Origin of the sequence: Enterobacter sp. CPE_E863 (assembly GCF_046521465.1) — a bacterium.
Classification (GTDB): Bacteria; Pseudomonadota; Gammaproteobacteria; order Enterobacterales; family Enterobacteriaceae; genus Enterobacter; species Enterobacter adelaidei.
The window spans coordinates 1,189,133-1,206,764 of the sequence record NZ_JBKFZX010000001.1 but is presented as its reverse complement, the minus strand read 5'-3'; the positions used below and the strand labels follow the sequence as shown (position 1 = coordinate 1,206,764).

Genomic DNA, 17,632 nt, shown 5'->3' with positions numbered 1-17,632 from the left:
CGCAACTGTGATGTAAAGCGTACACCCATCGGGTCATACAGTTAGCCGCACTTTTCTGCCATAATGAGCGCTTTCGTTGTTACTGTGCAGGAGCCCACCATGGATTTTACCGCCGGACTGATGCCGCTTGAGACGGCACTCACGCAGATGCTTGACCGAATTTCCCCGCTGCATGACGTTGAGACGCTGCCTCTCGTGCGCTGTTTTGGCCGTATTGCCGCGCGCGATATCGTATCTCCGCTTAACGTGCCGGGATTCGATAACTCCGCGATGGACGGTTACGCGGTACGCCTGGTGGATCTCCAGACGGGTAACGCCCTGCCGGTGGCAGGTAAAGCCTTTGCGGGTCAGCCGTTTAGCGGTGAATGGCCCGCGGGCACCTGCGTGCGCATCATGACTGGAGCACCCGTTCCGGCAGGCTGCGACGCGGTCGTGATGCAGGAAGAGACTGAACAGACGGACGACGGCGTGCGCTTTATCGCTGGCGTTAAAGCGGGTCAGAATATCCGCCGCACGGGCGAAGACATCACCCTCGGTGCGACCGTTTTTGCCGCCGGGCAAAAGCTGACGGTGGCGGAGCTGCCGGTGCTGGCCTCGCTCGGCATCGCGGACATCGACGTCGTTCGCAAGGTGCGCGTCGCTGTATTCTCCACCGGCGACGAGCTGCAGCTTCCGGGCCAGCCGCTGCGGGACGGCCAGATTTATGACACCAATCGTCTGGCGGTACACCTGATGCTGGAGCAGCTGGGCTGTGAAGTGATTAATCTCGGGATTATTCCAGACGATCCGGAACAACTTCGCGCGGCGTTTATCGAGGCGGATAAATCTGCCGACGTGGTCATCAGTTCCGGCGGCGTCTCCGTGGGCGAAGCGGATTACACCAAAACCATTCTTGAAGAGCTGGGCGAGATCGCCTTCTGGAAGCTGGCTATCAAGCCAGGCAAACCGTTCGCGTTTGGCAAGCTCACGCACAGCTGGTTCTGCGGCCTGCCGGGTAACCCGGTCTCTGCCGCGTTGACCTTCTACCAGCTGGTGATCCCGCTGCTGGCAAAACTTTCGGGCAACCACGCCAGCCCGCTGCCGATGCGCCAGCGCGTACGTGCCGCCACGCGCCTGAAAAAATCACCGGGTCGTCTCGATTTCCAGCGCGGTATTCTGGCGCGCAACGCGGACGGTGAACTGGAAGTGAGCACCACCGGACACCAGGGTTCGCACATCTTCAGTTCCTTCAGCCAGGGCAACTGCTTTATCGTGCTGGAGCGCGAACGTGGCAACGTGGAAGCCGGTGAATGGGTTGAGGTTGAGCGCTTTAACCACCTGTTCGGAGGCTAAGATGACGGGGGAACTGACTGACCAGGAGATGATGCGCTACAACCGCCAGATTGTGCTGCGTGGTTTTGATTTCGAGGGCCAGGAAGCGCTCAAGGCGGCCAGCGTGCTGGTCGTCGGTCTTGGCGGTCTGGGCTGCGCCGCCGCGCAGTACCTTGCCGCAGCGGGCGTGGGCAGGATGACGCTGCTGGATTTTGATACCGTGTCAGTGTCTAACCTGCAGCGCCAGACGCTGCACAGCGATGCGACAATTGGCCAGCCGAAAGTGGACTCTGCCCGCACGGCGCTGGCTCGCATCAACCCCAACGTTCAGTTCACCCTGATTAACGCGATACTGGATGACGACGCGTTGCGCGCCCAGATTGCGCAGCACGATTTAGTACTCGACTGCACCGATAACGTGGCTATCCGTAATCAGCTAAATGCAGGCTGTTTTGTCCATAAAACCCCGCTGGTGTCCGGCGCGGCGATCCGCATGGAGGGGCAAATCAGCGTCTTCACTTACGCTGAGGGAGAACCCTGCTACCGCTGCCTGAGCCGTCTGTTTGGCGAGAACGCGCTGACCTGCGTCGAAGCGGGCGTGATGGCGCCATTAGTCGGCGTGATCGGCTCATTGCAGGCGATGGAAGCGATCAAAGTGCTGACGCACTACGGCACGTCTGCAGCAGGGAAAATCGTGATGTATGACGCGATGACCTGTCAGTTTCGCGAGATGAAGCTGACGCGTAACCCGGGGTGTGAGGTTTGCGGAGGTTAAAGCAAACGGCAACCTTCAGGTTGCCGTTTTAGTGTTTGCTCCCTCTCCCTGTGGGAGAGGGTTGGGGTGAGGGCATCAGGCCGCCCCTGTCAGATAGACGTCCGCCCAAACGCCCCCTGCCAGTCCTGCTCAAACTTCACAATCGCCGCATCCACTGCCGGAGAGGTAATAAACTGCTGCGCCACGTCCAGCGGCAGAGTAATAGACTCACAGCCCGCCAGCAGGCAGTCCAGCGCCTGACGCGGGGTTTTAAAACTCGCGGCCAGCACTTTTGACTGCGGGGCATGCAGCGTCAGCAGCTGCTGCAGTTCAACCACGGTCTGGATCCCGTCCCCGCCCTGCGCGTCCACGCGGTTAACGTAAGGGGCAACATACTCTGCGCCCGCCAGCGCCGACAGCATCCCCTGTGCAGCGCCGTAGACCGCCGTACCCAGCGTCGGGATCCCTTCCGCTTTCAGCATTTTGATTGCCGCCAGCCCTTCCGCCGTTACTGGCACTTTCACGACCAGATCGTGAATAATCGCACGTAGCTTACGTGCATCCTCAACCATCCCGTCTGCGGTCGTTGCCATGACTTGTGCAAACAGACGCCCCTTCCCACCCAGTGCGTCATGTAGTTCCGGGAGCAAAACATCCAGCGGCGTTTTACCCGCAGCAACAATACTTGGGTTGGTGGTCACGCCCGCCAGCGGGAAGATACGCGCCAGCTTTTTAACTGCCGCAACGTCAGATGTGTCGAGATAAAGTTCCATGATGTCACCCTCAAAATTAGCCTGCATTTACCCTATCACAGCAAAACCTGCTCAGGAGTTGACCTGCATCAAGATAACTTTCATTCGAAAGTAATTTAATCTTCATATGCAATAAAAGAGGCGAAAACATGATCTTCAATATTCAGCGTTACTCCACCCACGATGGCCCCGGTATTCGGACCGTGGTGTTCCTGAAAGGCTGCTCGCTGGGCTGTCGCTGGTGCCAGAACCCGGAAAGCCGCTCCCGCAGCCGGGACGTGCTGTTTGATGCGCGCCTTTGCCTGGACGGCTGCGACCTATGTCAGCAGGCGGCACCGGGCTGTATCGAGCGTGCGCTGAATGGCCTGGTCATCCACCGTGAGAAGCTTGATGAAGCCACGATCAACGCCCTTACCAACTGCTGCCCGACGCAGGCACTTACCGTCTGCGGTGAAGAGAAGCAGGTGGAAGAAATTATGGCAACCGTGCTGCGCGACAAACCCTTTTATGATCGCAGCGGCGGCGGGATCACGCTTTCCGGCGGCGAGCCGTTTATGAACCCTGAGCTGGCTCAGGCTCTGTTTAAAGCTAGCCACGAACAGGGGATCCACACCGCCGTTGAAACCTGCCTTCACGTGCCGTGGCACTATATCGAGCCCTCATTACCGTATGTTGATCTGTTTCTGGCCGACCTGAAGCATGTGGATGGCGAGGTATTCAAACAGTGGACGGACGGCTCGGCCAAACGGATCCTGAACAACCTGAAACGCCTGGCCACTGCCGGGAAAAAAATCACCATTCGCGTGCCGCTGATTCAGGGCTTCAACGCCGATGAAGCTTCTATTACCGCCATTACCAACTTTGCCGCCGACGAACTCGGCGTCGACGATATTCATTTTCTGCCATACCACACGCTGGGCATGAACAAATACACCCTGCTCGGCCAACCCTATTCTGCCCCTGACAAACCGCTTGATAACCCTGCGCTACTGGTCTTCGCTCAGCAGTATGCCTGCCAGAAAGGGTTAACCGCGACCTTACGAGGATAAACCTATGACGACCCTGAATCTCAACACCCTTAGCGAGCGCATTAAAGCGCACAAAAATGCCCTCGTACATATCGTTAAGCCGCCGGTCTGTACCGAGCGCGCCCAGCATTACACCGAAATGTACCAGCAGCATATGGACAAACCGACCCCGGTGCGCCGTGCTCTTGCGCTGGCACATCACCTGGCGGAACGTACTATCTGGATCAAACACGATGAGCTGATCATCGGTAACCAGGCAAGCGAAGTGCGCGCCGCGCCGATTTTCCCGGAATACACCGTCTCGTGGATTGAGAAAGAGATCGACGATCTGGCAGACCGCCCGGGCGCGGGCTTTGCGGTAAGCGAAGAGAACAAACGCGTGCTGCATGAAATCTGCCCATGGTGGCGCGGGCAGACAGTACAAGATCGCTGCTACGGCATGTTCACCGACGAGCAGAAAGGCCTGCTGGAAACCGGCATTATTAAGGCAGAAGGCAACATGACGTCAGGTGATGCACACCTGGCCGTTAACTTCCCGCTGGTGCTGGAGAAAGGTCTCGACGGCCTGCGCGCCAAAGTGGCCGAACGCCGCTCGCGCATCAACCTGACGGTGCTGGAAGACCTGCACGGCGATCAGTTCCTGAAGGCGATTGATATCGTGCTGGAAGCGGTAAGCCTGCACATCAAACGCTTCGCCGATCTGGCGCTCGAGATGGCCTCTACCGAGACCCGCGAAAGCCGCCGCGACGAGCTGCTGGCGATGGCAGAAAACTGTGACGTGATTGCTCACGAGCCGCCAAAAACCTTCTGGCAGGCGCTGCAGCTGTGCTACTTCATTCAGCTGATCCTGCAGATCGAGTCCAACGGCCACTCCGTCTCCTTCGCGCGTATGGATCAGTATCTCTATCCGTACTACCGTCGCGACGTGGAGCTGAACCAGAGTCTTGACCGCGAGCACGCGATCGAACTGCTCCACAGCTGCTGGCTGAAATTGCTCGAAGTGAACAAGATCCGCTCCGGCTCGCACTCTAAAGCCTCTGCCGGCAGCCCGCTTTACCAGAACGTCACTATCGGCGGCCAGAAGCTGGTGAACGGTGAGCCGATGGACGCGGTGAACCCGCTCTCCTATGCCATTCTGGAATCCTGCGGTCGTCTGCGCTCCACCCAGCCGAACCTAAGCGTGCGTTACCACGCGGGCATGAGCAACGACTTCCTCGACGCCTGCGTGCAGGTGATCCGCTGCGGCTTCGGTATGCCCGCGTTCAACAACGATGAAATCGTGATCCCGGAATTCATCAAGCTCGGCGTTGAACGAGACGATGCTTACGACTATGCGGCAATCGGCTGTATCGAAACAGCGGTGGGCGGCAAGTGGGGTTATCGCTGCACCGGCATGAGTTTCATTAACTTTGCCCGCGTGATGCTCGCCGCGCTGGAAGGCGGTCGCGATGCCACCAGCGGCAAAGTCTTCCTGCCGCAGGAGAAAGCGCTCTCTGCCGGTAATTTCGATAACTTCGACGAAGTGATGGCGGCATGGGATAGCCAGATCCGCTACTACACCCGTAAATCTATTGAGATTGAGTATGTGGTGGATACGATGCTGGAAGAAAATGTTCACGACATTCTCTGCTCGGCTCTGGTGGACGACTGCATCGAGCGCGCGAAAAGCATCAAGCAGGGCGGCGCAAAGTATGACTGGGTTTCCGGCCTGCAGGTGGGGATCGCCAACCTCGGCAACAGCCTGGCGGCGGTGAAGAAGCTGGTCTTCGAGCAAGGAACAATTGGTCAGCAGCAGCTTGCCGCTGCCCTGGCAGATGATTTCGACGGGCTGACCCACGAGCAGCTGCGCCAGCGCCTGATCAACGGTGCGCCGAAGTACGGCAACGACGATGACAGCGTGGATATGCTGCTTACCCGCGCCTACGAAACCTATATCGAAGAGCTGAAGCAGTACCACAACCCGCGCTATGGTCGCGGCCCGATTGGCGGTAACTACTACGCGGGTACCTCGTCCATCTCCGCAAACGTGCCGTTTGGTGCAGCAACGATGGCGACCCCGGACGGACGTAAGGCGCACACTCCGCTGGCGGAAGGGGCAAGCCCGGCCTCCGGTACGGACCACCTTGGCCCGACTGCGGTGATCGGCTCCGTGGGTAAACTGCCGACGGAAGCGATTCTCGGTGGTGTACTGTTAAACCAGAAGCTGAACCCGTCGACGCTGGAAAACGACAGCGATCGCCAGAAGCTAATGGTGCTGCTGCGCACCTTCTTTGAGGTGCATAAAGGCTGGCATATTCAGTACAACATCGTCTCGCGCGAAACGCTGCTGGAAGCGAAGAAACATCCTGACCAGTATCGTGACCTGGTGGTACGCGTGGCGGGCTACTCGGCGTTCTTCACCGCCCTGTCGCCGGATGCGCAGGACGATATTATTGCGCGTACTGAACATACGCTGTAACGGTGCATCCTCTAAGGGGAAATGCGCAGGCTGATGCCCTCACCCCGCCCTCTCCCACGGGGAGAGGGAGAAAACACTAAAAACGGCAGCCCTGGTTGCCGTTTTGCTTTTACTTTCGAATGAAATTAAATTTGTGCTCTCCGTCACCTTGTTATTAGAATGTTTCAAACGCAGTGATCCAGGAGCGCAATGTATGACCGTAAAAGTTATCGTCACCGATATGGACGGAACTTTCCTTAATGATGCCAAGCAGTACGATCGTGACCGCTTCCAGGCGCAGTTTGAACAGCTTAAAGCCCGTGATATTGAATTCGTTGTCGCCAGCGGCAACCAGTATTACCAGCTCATCTCCTTCTTTCCGGAGCTGAAAGATCGGATATCCTTCGTGGCCGAAAACGGTGCACTGGTGTTCGACCACGGCGAGCAGATTTTCCACGGCGAGCTGACGCGTCATGAATCGCAAATCGTGATTGGCGAACTGCTGAAAGACAAAGGGCTGAACTTTGTGGCCTGCGGGCTGGAGAGTGCTTACGTTAGCGACAAAGCTCCGGACGCGTTCGTGGCGCTAATGTCAAAGCACTATCACCGTTTAAAACGCATCAGTGACTACCACGAAATCGACGACGTGCTGTTTAAGTTCTCCCTGAACCTGCCGGACAGCGATATCCCGAATCTTATCGACAAACTGCATGTGTCGCTGGATGGCATTATGAAGCCCGTCACCAGCGGCTTTGGTTTTGTCGATTTGATTATCCCCGGCCTGCACAAGGCCAACGGCATTAGCCGTCTGCTGAAGCGCTGGAAGATCTCCCCGCAGGAGTGCGTGGCTATTGGCGACAGCGGCAACGATGCCGAGATGCTGAAGCTGGTGAAATATTCCTTTGCGATGGGCAACGCGGCAGAAAGCATCAAAGAGATCAGCCGCTACAGCACCGACGATAACAATCATCAGGGTGCGCTGAATGTCATTCAGGCAGTGCTCGACGACCATTCTCCTTTCGACGCGTAATCCTCTCCTTGCCGGGGCTTTGCTCCGGCTTTTCCCTTCTTTTCCATCCTGTGGCACACGTCAAGTTTTTAAACTTGCATTAACTTATTTTTAACTTAAAGTATCACTTGTAGATATTTTTACTTTCGAATGAAAGATGCGAGGCGATTATGACGTTTACCAGTGAAATTTTGCCAGCAGATCACAAAGCAGCAATTCGCCAGATGAAGCGTGAATTACGCGCCCAGATTGGCGACGTTCAGGCAGTATTCAACAAGCTCAGCGATAAAATCGCCACTCGCGTGGCGGAAATCAACGCGCTGAAGAACAAAGGCGAAACCGTCTGGCCGGTGATCCCATTTGCCGATGTAAAAAACGGCACGATTGGTGCGGAACAGCGTGAAGCCGTTAAACGTCGTGGCTGTGCGGTCATCAAGAATCACTTCCCGCGCGAGCAGGCGCTGGCGTGGGATCAGTCGATGCTCGACTACCTCGATTTGAACAAGTTTGACGAGGTATATAAAGGACCAGGCGATAACTTCTTCGGCACCTTGACGGCTTCTCGCCCGGAAATTTACCCGATCTACTGGTCGCAGGCACAAATGCAGGCGCGCCAGAGCGAAAAGATGGCGCAGGTGCAGTCGTTCCTGAACCGTTTATGGACATTCGAGAGCAACGGCAAACAGTGGTTCGACCCGGACGTGAGTGTGATTTACCCGGACCGCATCCGCCGCCGCCCGCCGGGAACCACCTCGAAAGGACTGGGCGCGCATACTGACTCCGGCGCGCTGGAGCGCTGGCTGTTACCGGCCTATCAGCAGGTGTTTGCCCGAGTCTTCGACGGCAACGTCGATAAATACGATCCTTGGAACGCCGCGCACCGTACCGAAGTGGAAGAGTACACAGTCGATAACACCACCAAATGTTCGGTGTTCCGTACCTTCCAGGGCTGGACGGCGCTGTCGGACATGATTCCGGGTCAGGGGTTGCTGCACGTTGTGCCGATCCCGGAAGCGATGGCTTATATTCTGCTGCGTCCGCTGCTGGATGACGTGCCGGAAGATGAGCTGTGCGGCGTGGCTCCGGGGCGCGTGCTGCCGGTTTCCGAGAAATGGCACCCGCTGCTGATCGAGGCGCTGACCAGCATCCCGGCACTCGAAGCGGGCGATTCCGTATGGTGGCACTGCGATGTTATCCACTCCGTCGCACCGGTGGAAAACCAGCAGGGCTGGGGCAACGTGATGTACATTCCTGCCGCACCGATGTGCGAGAAAAACCTCGCCTATGCGAAGAAGGTCAAGGAAGCGCTGGAAACCGGCGCGTCACCGGGCGATTTCCCGCGTGAAGATTATGAAAAAAGCTGGCAGGACCGCTTTACCGTGAACGATCTCAACATCCACGGCAAGCGCGCGCTGGGCATGGTTTAACTGTCGTATAGCCCTTCCCGCTCAACGGCGGTGCGTCGTTTCCCCTGACGTATCCGCCGTACCGATTCCCGCACGGTCAGCGTGCCGTTGAGCAGCAATGTTCCTACAGGCGCGTCCGGTCGCATCAGCCGCTGCTGAAGCATATGTACCGCTTCCGTTCCCAGTTCATCACGCGGAACATGCACGGCCGTCAGAGGCACATCCTGAATCGCCGCCAGATTAAACCCGTCGATACTCATCACCGACACGTCCTGCGGCACGCGAAGACCGTGGTTTTGCAGCGCGCTGATGGTGCCCGCCGCCATAAAGTCGCCCCCCACCAAAAACGCGGTAGGTAAATCCTTCCCCTGCATGTCGTCGAGCCAGCTGCTGACCAGCTGTTCCGTTTCGCGTGCACTGAAGCTGGGTACCACCAGCAGATCATGTTTATCGCTGAACTTCAGGTTATGGGACAGCCACGCATCGCGGATCCCCGACAGACGCTGCTCCATAGTGTAGCGTCGCAGACACAGCACGTTCATCACCTCACGGTGTCCCATCTCGAACAGATATTCCGCCGCCCGCTCGCCAATGGCGCGATGATCCGGCGCGACGGCTGGCAGACGCATATGGCGGTCACGACAGTTAATCAGCATGCAGGGTTTACCCACATCCACCGCCAGATCGTGGATATGCGGATCGTCAATGCCGAGCAGAATGGCTGCCTGGGTATCCGGTTCGTTCATGCGTGCCAGAAAAAGTTGCGCGTCGCTGTCGTTCTCTTCCAGCGCGCAGTAGCGTAACCGCACTTCATGGGATGCCAGCCCTTTACCTACACTCTGGATCACACGGTAGTAAAAGATGTCGGACCGCTCGTCAAACGCCCTCTGGGGGGCAAAAACCACCAGGCTGTTAAGCAGCAGACGCCCTGCCGCCATGCCGTCCATTACCCCCAGCTCGCGCGCGCACGCCAGCACCTTTGTACGCGCTTTTTCGCTGGTATTCGCTTTTCCCGCCAGCACACGCGATACGGTGCTGATTGAGAGCTGCGTTCGGGCGGCGATTTCGGTGATTTTTAGCCTTTTGTCCATTTTGTGATCTGGCTCCATTTGCGAAATGAAAAAATTTTCATAGCGTATCTATCCGGCAGTAACTGACATAAAAGCCATCATGCCAGAGGGTTCAGGTCAGTTATGAGAAATTTTGCACAAAATCCACTATTGCCCACTCATTTTCTCCCTTAAGGTGAACTTGTCACACAACTTCCATACTAGTTGTATACCAATTAAGGCAGTATAACCGGATAGAAATCAAAGCCATAAAAAACTGTGTGACACCTGAACCTCCGTCCCCTTACCGTCCGTCTTGTGGAGAGTAAAATGAGTCAGGACATCAATAACACTGTTGCGGCAAGCAAAACCCGTCGCATCATCAAGAACCTGCGCTGGTACGTGCTGGTGCTGTTCTTACTTGGCGTCACCGTTAACTACATCACCCGAAACTCATTAGGGATCCTCGCCCCGGAACTGAAAGAGAGCCTCGGGATCACCACCGAGCAATACTCCTGGATCGTGGGAGCATTCCAGATCGCCTACACCATTTTCCAGCCTCTGTGCGGCTGGTTGATTGACGTCATCGGCCTGAAGATTGGCTTTATGGTCTGCGCCGGGATCTGGGCGCTGATGTGTATTTTCCATGCAGGTGCCGGAAGCTGGCTGCACCTGGCTATTCTGCGCTTCTTTATGGGTGCCTCTGAAGCCGCAGCTACCCCGGCGAACGCCAAAACCATCGGTGAATGGTTCCCGAAATCAGAGCGACCTGTTGCCGCCGGCTGGGCGGGTGTGGGCTTCTCCATCGGCGCGATGCTGGCTCCGCCTATCATCTACTTTGCTCACGCCTCGTTCGGCTGGCAGGGCGCGTTTATGTTCACCGGCGTGCTGGCGCTGCTGTGGGTGATCCTGTGGTGGGCGTTCTACCATAACCCGGAGCAGCACCCGAACCTGAGCAAAGACGAGCTGGCGTTTATCAAGCAGGATAACGAACCGCCTGCGGTGAAACTGCCCTTCCTGACCGCGCTGAAAACCGTCTCGAAGAACAAACGTTTCTACGGCATCGCCATTCCGGCCTTTATGGCGGAACCCGCCTGGGCGGTACTGAGCTTCTGGGTGCCGCTGTACCTCGCCAAAGAGCACGGCATGGATCTGAAGCAGATTGCGATGTTTGCCTGGCTGCCGTTCCTCGCCGCGGATCTCGGTAGCGTGGCGAGCGGCTACCTGACGCGTCTGTACACCCGTCTGTTCGGCTGCTCCCGCGTTAACTCGGTGGTCGCAAGCTCCGTGACGGGCGCGTTCCTGATGATCTCTCTGGGCATCGTCGCCATTACCCGCGACCCGTATATCACCATCGTGCTGATCTCCATCGGCGGCTTCGGGCACCAGATTATCTCCTGCATGCTCAGCGCCCTGGTCGTTGAGTCGTTCGACAAAGGCCAGATGGCGACCGTCAACGGCATGCGCGGCTCGGCGGCGTGGATCGCCAGCTTCCTGTTCTCGCTGTTAATCGGTGTAACCGCCGACAAAATCGGCTTTAACCCGCTCTTTATTGCCATGGGCTTCTTTGACCTGATTGGCGCTGTCTTCCTGGTAGCATTTATTGCTGAACGTCGCGCCAAGCGCGCCTGATAGTGGATGTAGTGATTATGAAAACCCTGAAAAACTGGACCATTGATACGCAGTCGGCAAACCATCTGGAACTGCTGGTCGATAACCAGCACCACTTGTGCCTGTATGTGCTGGAAGAGAATCTGTTCCGTGTACTGATCAAACGCAAAGGCGAACTGGCGCTGGACCGTACCTGGAGCATTGCCCCGGAGCATGACGTGCCGTGGGAAGGTCGCCGTCGCGATGATTTAAGCGGTTTCACTTGTCCTGTCTGGACGCTGACGCAGCAGGATGAGACGTTAACCGTGGCAACCGAACAGCTGCGCGTGACCGTACACCAGCCGCTGTGGCTCGAATGGCACTACCGTAACGATGCAGGTGAATGGCAACCGCTGGTGAATGACCGTCCGACCAGCGCTTACCTGCTGAACGCCCACGGCGACGGCGTGGCGCACTACCTCAGCCGCCGCAAGGACGAGCGTTTCTACGGCCTGGGCGAAAAAGCGGGCGATCTGCAGCGCAACGGCAAGCGCTACGAGATGCGCAACCTCGACGCAATGGGTTATAACGCAGCAAGCACCGACCCGCTGTACAAGCATATTCCCTTCACTATCACCCGTCGCGATGACGTGAGTTACGGCCTGTTCTACGACAACCTGAGCAGCTGCTGGCTGGATCTGGGTAACGAAATCGACAACTACCACACCGCCTATCGTCGCTGGCAGGCGGAAGCGGGTGATATTGATTACTACATCTTCACCGGTAAACGCGTTCTGGACGTTACCAAAGCGTTTGTGCGCCTGACCGGGAAAACGCTGTTCGGGCCAAAATGGAGCCTCGGGTACAGCGGCTCGACCATGCACTACACCGACGCGCCGGACGCGCAAAACCAGCTGATGAATTTCATTCGCCTGTGTGAAGAGCACGCCATTCCATGCGACTCGTTCCAGCTCTCGTCGGGCTATACCTCGATCAACGGCAAACGTTACGTCTTTAACTGGAACTACGACAAGGTGCCCCAGCCGAAGGTGATGAGCCAGGCATTCCACGACGCGGGGCTGAAACTTGCCGCGAACATCAAGCCGTGCTTGCTGCAGGATCATCCGCGCTATAACGAAGTGGCAGAAAGCGGCCTGTTCATTCGTGATTCAGAAACCGATGCACCTGAACGTTCCAGCTTCTGGGATGACGAAGGCTCGCACCTCGATTTTACCAACCCGCAGACGGTGCAATGGTGGCAGGAAGGCGTGACCACGCAACTGCTGGAAATGGGCATCGACTCCACCTGGAACGACAATAACGAGTATGAGGTATGGGATGGTGAAGCCCGCTGTTATGGTTTCGGTAAAGAGATCGCCATCAAGCATATTCGCCCGGTGATGCCGCTTTTGATGATGCGCGCCTCGCTGGAAGCGCAGCAGCGTTTCGCGCCGGAAAAACGTCCGTATCTGATCTCCCGCTCCGGCTGCGCCGGGATGCAGCGCTACGTTCAGACCTGGAGCGGCGACAACCGCACCAACTGGGACACCCTGCGCTATAACATCCGCATGGGGCTTGGCATGAGCCTGTCCGGGCTGTTCAACGTCGGTCACGACGTGGGCGGTTTCTCCGGCGACAAGCCGGACGCCGAGCTGTTCGTGCGCTGGGTGCAGAACGGCGTGATGCATCCGCGCTTTACCATTCACTCGTGGAATGACGATCACACGGTGAACGAGCCGTGGATGTACCCTGGCGTCACGCCAGCCATTCGTAGCGCCATTGAGCTGCGCTATCGTCTGCTGCCGTATCTCTACACCCTGCTCTGGCAGGCGCACGCTGACGACGAGCCGATGCTGCGCCCGACGTTCCTCGACCACGAACACGATGCGCAAACCTTCGAAGAGTGCGATGAGTTCCTGCTGGGCCGCGACCTGCTGGTGGCCAGCGTGGTCGAAGCCGGTCAACGCGAGCGCCGTGTCTGGCTGCCGGATAACGACACCGGCTGGTATGATTTTTACACCCACGCGTGGTTTGCTGGCGGCCAGTCGATCGTCCTCGACGCACCGCTGGAAAAACTGCCGATGCTGGTGCGCGCCGGTGCCGGTCTGCCGCTCAGCGAACGCATTACCCACGTGTCCGCTGAAAAAGACGATACCCGCGAGCTGAAGCTGTTCCCGGTGAAGGGCGTCGGGACCACCTCGGGCATGCTGTTTGAAGACGACGGCGAAAGCTGGGGCTACCAGAACGGCAATGCACTGTGGGTGGAATGGGAAATGGTGTGCGATGGCGCATCCATCAACCTGAAGGTAAACGCGCGCGGGGATTATCGTCCGGCGTGGAAAGCGCTGAAGGTGTCGCTGCCTGTAGGGGAAAAACGTACGCTGCTGGTGAACGGGGTTGAAGGGGGTGAGTGGGTGCTTTGAGCATTGCCGGGTGGCGGCTTCGCCTTACCCGGCCTACAAACTGACTCGTAGGCCCGGTAAGCGTAGCGCCACCGGGCTTTTTTTAGTTCTCGATACCTTTACTGCGCAGGTAATCTTCGTAGTTACCGGTGAAGTCCACCACGCGTTCTGGCGTAATTTCGATCACGCGGGTCGCCAGCGAGCTGACGAATTCACGGTCATGAGAGACGAAGATCAGAGTACCCTGGTACATCTCCAGCGCCATGTTCAGCGATTCGATAGATTCCATATCCAGGTGGTTGGTTGGTTCGTCCATCACCAGGATATTTGGTTTTTCCATCATGAGCTTGCCAAACAGCATACGCCCCTTCTCACCACCGGAGAGCACTTTGGCTGGTTTTTTGATGTCGTCCTGGCTGAACAGCAGACGGCCCAGAATACTGCGTACCGCCTGCTCGTCGTCGCCTTCCTGCTTCCACTGGCTCATCCAGTCAAAGACGGTCAGGTCGTTTTCGAACTCGTATTCGTGATCCTGCGCGTAATAACCAATCTGCGCGTTTTCAGACCACTTCACGGTGCCATTGTCCGGCTGCAGTTCGCCGACCAGGGTTTTGAGCATGGTGGATTTACCCACGCCGTTGGCACCGAGGATGGCAATCTTCTCACCCACTTCCAGCAGTAAATTGAAGTTTTTGAACAGCGGACCTTCATCGAAACCTTTAGTAAGGGCTTCCACTTCCAGTGCGTTACGGAACAGTTTCTTATCCTGCTCGAAACGAATGAACGGGTTCTGACGGCTGGACGCTTTGACTTCTTCCAGCTTGATTTTATCGATCTGGCGCGCACGCGAGGTCGCCTGACGGGATTTAGAGGCGTTAGCGCTAAAGCGGCTGACGAAGGACTGCAGGTCAGCAATTTGCGCTTTCTTCTTGGCGTTATCGGCCAGCAGACGTTCACGCGCCTGGGTTGCAGCCGTCATGTACTCATCGTAGTTGCCCGGATAAACGCGCAGCTCGCCGTAATCCAGATCCGCCATGTGCGTACACACCATATTCAGGAAGTGACGGTCGTGCGAAATGATGATCATGGTGCTGTCGCGATCGTTCAGCGTCTGCTCAAGCCAGCGGATGGTATCGATGTCCAGGTTGTTCGTCGGTTCATCGAGCAACAGGATGTCCGGGTTGGAGAACAGGGCCTGCGCCAGCAGCACACGCAGTTTCCAGCCTGGCGCGACTTCGCTCATCGGGCCGTAGTGTTGTTCTACCGGAATGCCAACGCCCAGCAGCAGTTCACCTGCACGCGCTTCCGCAGAATAACCGTCCATCTCACCGTATTGCGTTTCCAGTTCGGCCACTTTATAGCCGTCTTCTTCGCTCATCTCGGCCAGCGCGTAAATACGATCGCGCTCTTGTTTTACTTCCCACAGCTCCGCGTGTCCCATGATCACCGTGTCGAGCACGGTGAATTCTTCGAAGGCGAACTGATCCTGACGCAGCTTACCGATACGCTCGTTGGGATCGAGCGATACGTTGCCGAGCGTCGGCTCCAGGTCACCGCCGAGGATCTTCATAAAGGTGGATTTACCGCTACCGTTGGCACCAATCAGGCCGTAACGGTTGCCGCCGCCAAATTTGACGGAAATGTTTTCGAACAGCGGCTTACTGCCAAACTGCATAGTGACGTTGCTGGTAACTAACACGGAGAGATTCCTGCGAAAAGTGTGATAAACACGGCATTATGCCACAATTCCGAATTGAGATCCCGCGTTGCCGCAATCCACTAAACTTTAACAAAATCGAAAAAAGTGTGATTTCGTACACATCTGAATTCCCTGTTAGCGGGAATGCACATATAATGCGCTCCCATCACAGATTCAGACTTATCAACTCATCGCCAGAATGGCTTAGATACCTCGCACAACATGAACATGAAATTAACAACGCTTTTTGCGGCGGCGTTAGCCGTAGTAGGTTTTTGTAAGACCGCGTCTGCGGTGACGTATCCCCTGCCAACAGACGGTAGCCGTCTGGTAGGCCAGAACCAGGTGGTGACGGTACCAGAAGGTAACTCTCAGCCACTGGAGTATTTCGCTGCACAGTACCAGCTGGGCCTGTCTAACATGCTGGAAGCGAACCCGGGCGTTGACCCGTATCTGCCGAAAGCGGGTACCGTGCTGAATATTCCACAGCAGCTGATCCTGCCGGATACCGTTCACGAAGGTATCGTCATTAACAGCGCGGAAATGCGTCTGTATTACTACCCGAAAGGCACCAACACCGTTATTGTGCTGCCAATCGGTATCGGCCAGTTGGGCAAAGACACGCCAATGAACTGGACCACTAAAGTTGAGCGTAAGAAAGCAGGCCCAACCTGGACGCCGACGGCCAAAATGCACGCGGAATACATCGCTGCGGGCGAACCGCTGCCAGCCGTTGTACCGGCAGGCCCGGATAACCCGATGGGTCTGTACGCGCTGTACATTGGCCGTCTATATGCGATCCACGGTACCAACGCTAACTTCGGTATTGGCCTGCGCGTTAGCCACGGTTGTGTGCGCCTGCGTAACGAAGACATCAAATTCCTGTTCGAAAACGTACCTGTCGGCACGCGCGTGCAGTTCATCAACGAACCGGTGAAAGCCACGTCTGAGCCTGATGGCAGCCGTTATATTGAAGTGCACAACCCGCTGTCCACCAGCGAAGATCAGATCAACAATAACGAAATCGTACCGGTTACGCTGAACAGCGCAGTGCAGTCAGTAACCTCTCAACCGGACGTAGAGACGACGATTGTTGACCAGGCCGTGCAGAACCGCTCCGGTATGCCGGTGCGTTTGAACTAATCAACCTGCTCCACATAAGTCTCTTAAAAAGACCCCGAGTTATCGGGGTCTTTTTGCTTTCCGAAACCGAACACTCTCATCATGTCTTAATAGCAATTTTGCCATAAGTCCCATTCTTGCCATTTTCTGCTAACCCGGCGGGGTTACATCCGCCCCTCTAAATGTTATGATGCGCGTACTTGTAAAATCAGTTTAATCTGTATTTATCAGGTTTTTTTATTTCCTGGAGCCCGCTCAGTTTGATGATCAGTATTAACTTAACAACGACAAAATCGCGTCTTTATCTCTGTTCGCAAACAGTGTGGTCACTGGCGAACCAGAGTAAAAAGGTCGATCAAATTGTTGTGTGGGTCTCCAGTACACCTTATCTCAGTGACGAAGGCATCACTGAAGAGCCTGAATGGGCGCAGAAAATTCGCCAGACGGGCACCAATCTGGTCTTTAAATGGGTTAAAAATACCGGACCATATCGGAAATTGTTTCCGGCGCTACAAGCAGCAACGGAAGACGATATTCTGATTTATGCTGACGATGACGCTATTTACAACGAAATTTGGGCGGAAACACTGCTGGATGATTTTTACCGCCACAATCAGGAATTTGTGGTGGCTGCGCGTGTGCGAGAAACGGTAAAAAAGAAGAAAGATCTTCTTGATACCTATCGTAATTTCCCGCTTATCACGGTCCCAAAAGTCGTTGAACAGAACTATATCATCACAGGTCTCGGGGGCGTTGTACTCAAGAAGAGAATGATCCCGGAATATTTCCATTATAACGAGGACTTCATTAAGGTTTGTCCTCGAGCGGATGATATTTGGATCAGCAAACTGATTCAGCTAACCAAAACACCTGTCTATGTTTCTGCACAAAGCATTCGTTTTGTTCATGAGATAATCCATGACTACGGATTATCACGTGACAATACCAGCAAAATAAAACGTTCCTGGCTTCAAAAAGTCCGTTTTACATTTAAGCCAGGTCAAATCCAGCATCTGTGCCAGAACGATCTTTATATACAAGACACCGACAGCTATTTCGAATCGTGCGCCTGA

General features: G+C 56.0%; 13 protein-coding genes. 10 read left to right on the top strand and 3 right to left on the bottom strand.

Annotation, left to right across the window (positions count from 1 at the left end):
- Window positions 1-99: 99 nt before the first annotated feature.
- Window positions 100-1,332, top strand: coding sequence for a molybdopterin molybdotransferase MoeA (gene moeA / locus ACLHV8_RS05820; protein WP_208593774.1), 1,233 nt, complete (start codon window positions 100-102; stop codon window positions 1,330-1,332).
- 1 nt (window position 1,333) lies between these two features.
- Window positions 1,334-2,086 carry a molybdopterin-synthase adenylyltransferase MoeB gene (gene moeB, locus ACLHV8_RS05815; RefSeq protein WP_208593775.1) on the top strand — a complete coding sequence of 251 codons (753 nt, stop codon included), beginning with the start codon at window positions 1,334-1,336 and terminating at the stop codon, window positions 2,084-2,086.
- A gap of 89 nt (window positions 2,087-2,175) precedes the next feature.
- Here moeB and fsa read toward each other — a convergent pair whose 3' ends face one another.
- Window positions 2,176-2,838: a fructose-6-phosphate aldolase gene (gene fsa, locus ACLHV8_RS05810; RefSeq protein WP_208593776.1), complete on the bottom strand. Its 663-nt coding sequence runs from the start codon at window positions 2,836-2,838 to the stop codon at window positions 2,176-2,178.
- A gap of 128 nt (window positions 2,839-2,966) precedes the next feature.
- Here fsa and ACLHV8_RS05805 point away from each other — a divergent pair, with 128 nt between their 5' ends.
- The 4 genes from ACLHV8_RS05805 (at window position 2,967) to ACLHV8_RS05790 (ending at window position 8,718) form a co-directional block, all read left to right on the top strand.
- Window positions 2,967-3,866 (top strand): glycyl-radical enzyme activating protein, encoded by a 900-nt coding sequence (locus ACLHV8_RS05805; RefSeq protein WP_208593777.1) that lies wholly within the window; start codon window positions 2,967-2,969, stop codon window positions 3,864-3,866.
- Window positions 3,867-3,870: 4 nt separating this feature from the next.
- Window positions 3,871-6,303, top strand: coding sequence for a formate C-acetyltransferase/glycerol dehydratase family glycyl radical enzyme (locus ACLHV8_RS05800; RefSeq protein ID WP_410376827.1), 2,433 nt, complete (start codon window positions 3,871-3,873; stop codon window positions 6,301-6,303).
- 193 nt (window positions 6,304-6,496) lie between these two features.
- Entirely contained in the window at window positions 6,497-7,312 is an 816-nt protein-coding gene (locus ACLHV8_RS05795) for a Cof-type HAD-IIB family hydrolase (RefSeq protein WP_208593779.1), read from the top strand.
- Between the two features lie 149 nt (window positions 7,313-7,461).
- Entirely contained in the window at window positions 7,462-8,718 is a 1,257-nt protein-coding gene (locus tag ACLHV8_RS05790) for a DUF1479 domain-containing protein (RefSeq protein WP_208593780.1), read from the top strand.
- Here ACLHV8_RS05790 and ACLHV8_RS05785 read toward each other — a convergent pair.
- Window positions 8,715-9,788: a LacI family DNA-binding transcriptional regulator gene (locus ACLHV8_RS05785; RefSeq protein WP_032667016.1), complete on the bottom strand. Its 1,074-nt coding sequence runs from the start codon at window positions 9,786-9,788 to the stop codon at window positions 8,715-8,717. The genes ACLHV8_RS05790 and ACLHV8_RS05785 overlap by 4 nt on opposite strands.
- A gap of 288 nt (window positions 9,789-10,076) precedes the next feature.
- Here ACLHV8_RS05785 and ACLHV8_RS05780 point away from each other — a divergent pair, with 288 nt between their 5' ends.
- Both ACLHV8_RS05780 and ACLHV8_RS05775 read left to right on the top strand, forming a co-directional pair.
- Window positions 10,077-11,378, top strand: coding sequence for an MFS transporter (locus ACLHV8_RS05780; RefSeq protein WP_208593781.1), 1,302 nt, complete (start codon window positions 10,077-10,079; stop codon window positions 11,376-11,378).
- 17 nt (window positions 11,379-11,395) lie between these two features.
- Complete coding sequence (locus ACLHV8_RS05775) at window positions 11,396-13,759, top strand: TIM-barrel domain-containing protein (RefSeq protein ID WP_208593782.1); 2,364 nt, start codon at window positions 11,396-11,398, stop codon at window positions 13,757-13,759.
- 82 nt (window positions 13,760-13,841) lie between these two features.
- Here ACLHV8_RS05775 and ACLHV8_RS05770 read toward each other — a convergent pair whose 3' ends face one another.
- On the bottom strand, window positions 13,842-15,437 hold the full coding sequence (locus tag ACLHV8_RS05770) for an ABC-F family ATPase (protein WP_028021392.1): 1,596 nt from the start codon (window positions 15,435-15,437) through the stop codon (window positions 13,842-13,844).
- Window positions 15,438-15,659: 222 nt separating this feature from the next.
- Between ACLHV8_RS05770 and ldtB the strand changes: the two genes are divergently transcribed.
- Together ldtB and ACLHV8_RS05760 are read left to right on the top strand one after the other, a co-directional pair.
- Window positions 15,660-16,580, top strand: coding sequence for a L,D-transpeptidase (gene ldtB, locus ACLHV8_RS05765; protein WP_028019354.1), 921 nt, complete (start codon window positions 15,660-15,662; stop codon window positions 16,578-16,580).
- A gap of 242 nt (window positions 16,581-16,822) precedes the next feature.
- Window positions 16,823-17,632 carry a glycosyltransferase gene (locus tag ACLHV8_RS05760; protein ID WP_028019355.1) on the top strand — a complete coding sequence of 270 codons (810 nt, stop codon included), beginning with the start codon at window positions 16,823-16,825 and terminating at the stop codon, window positions 17,630-17,632.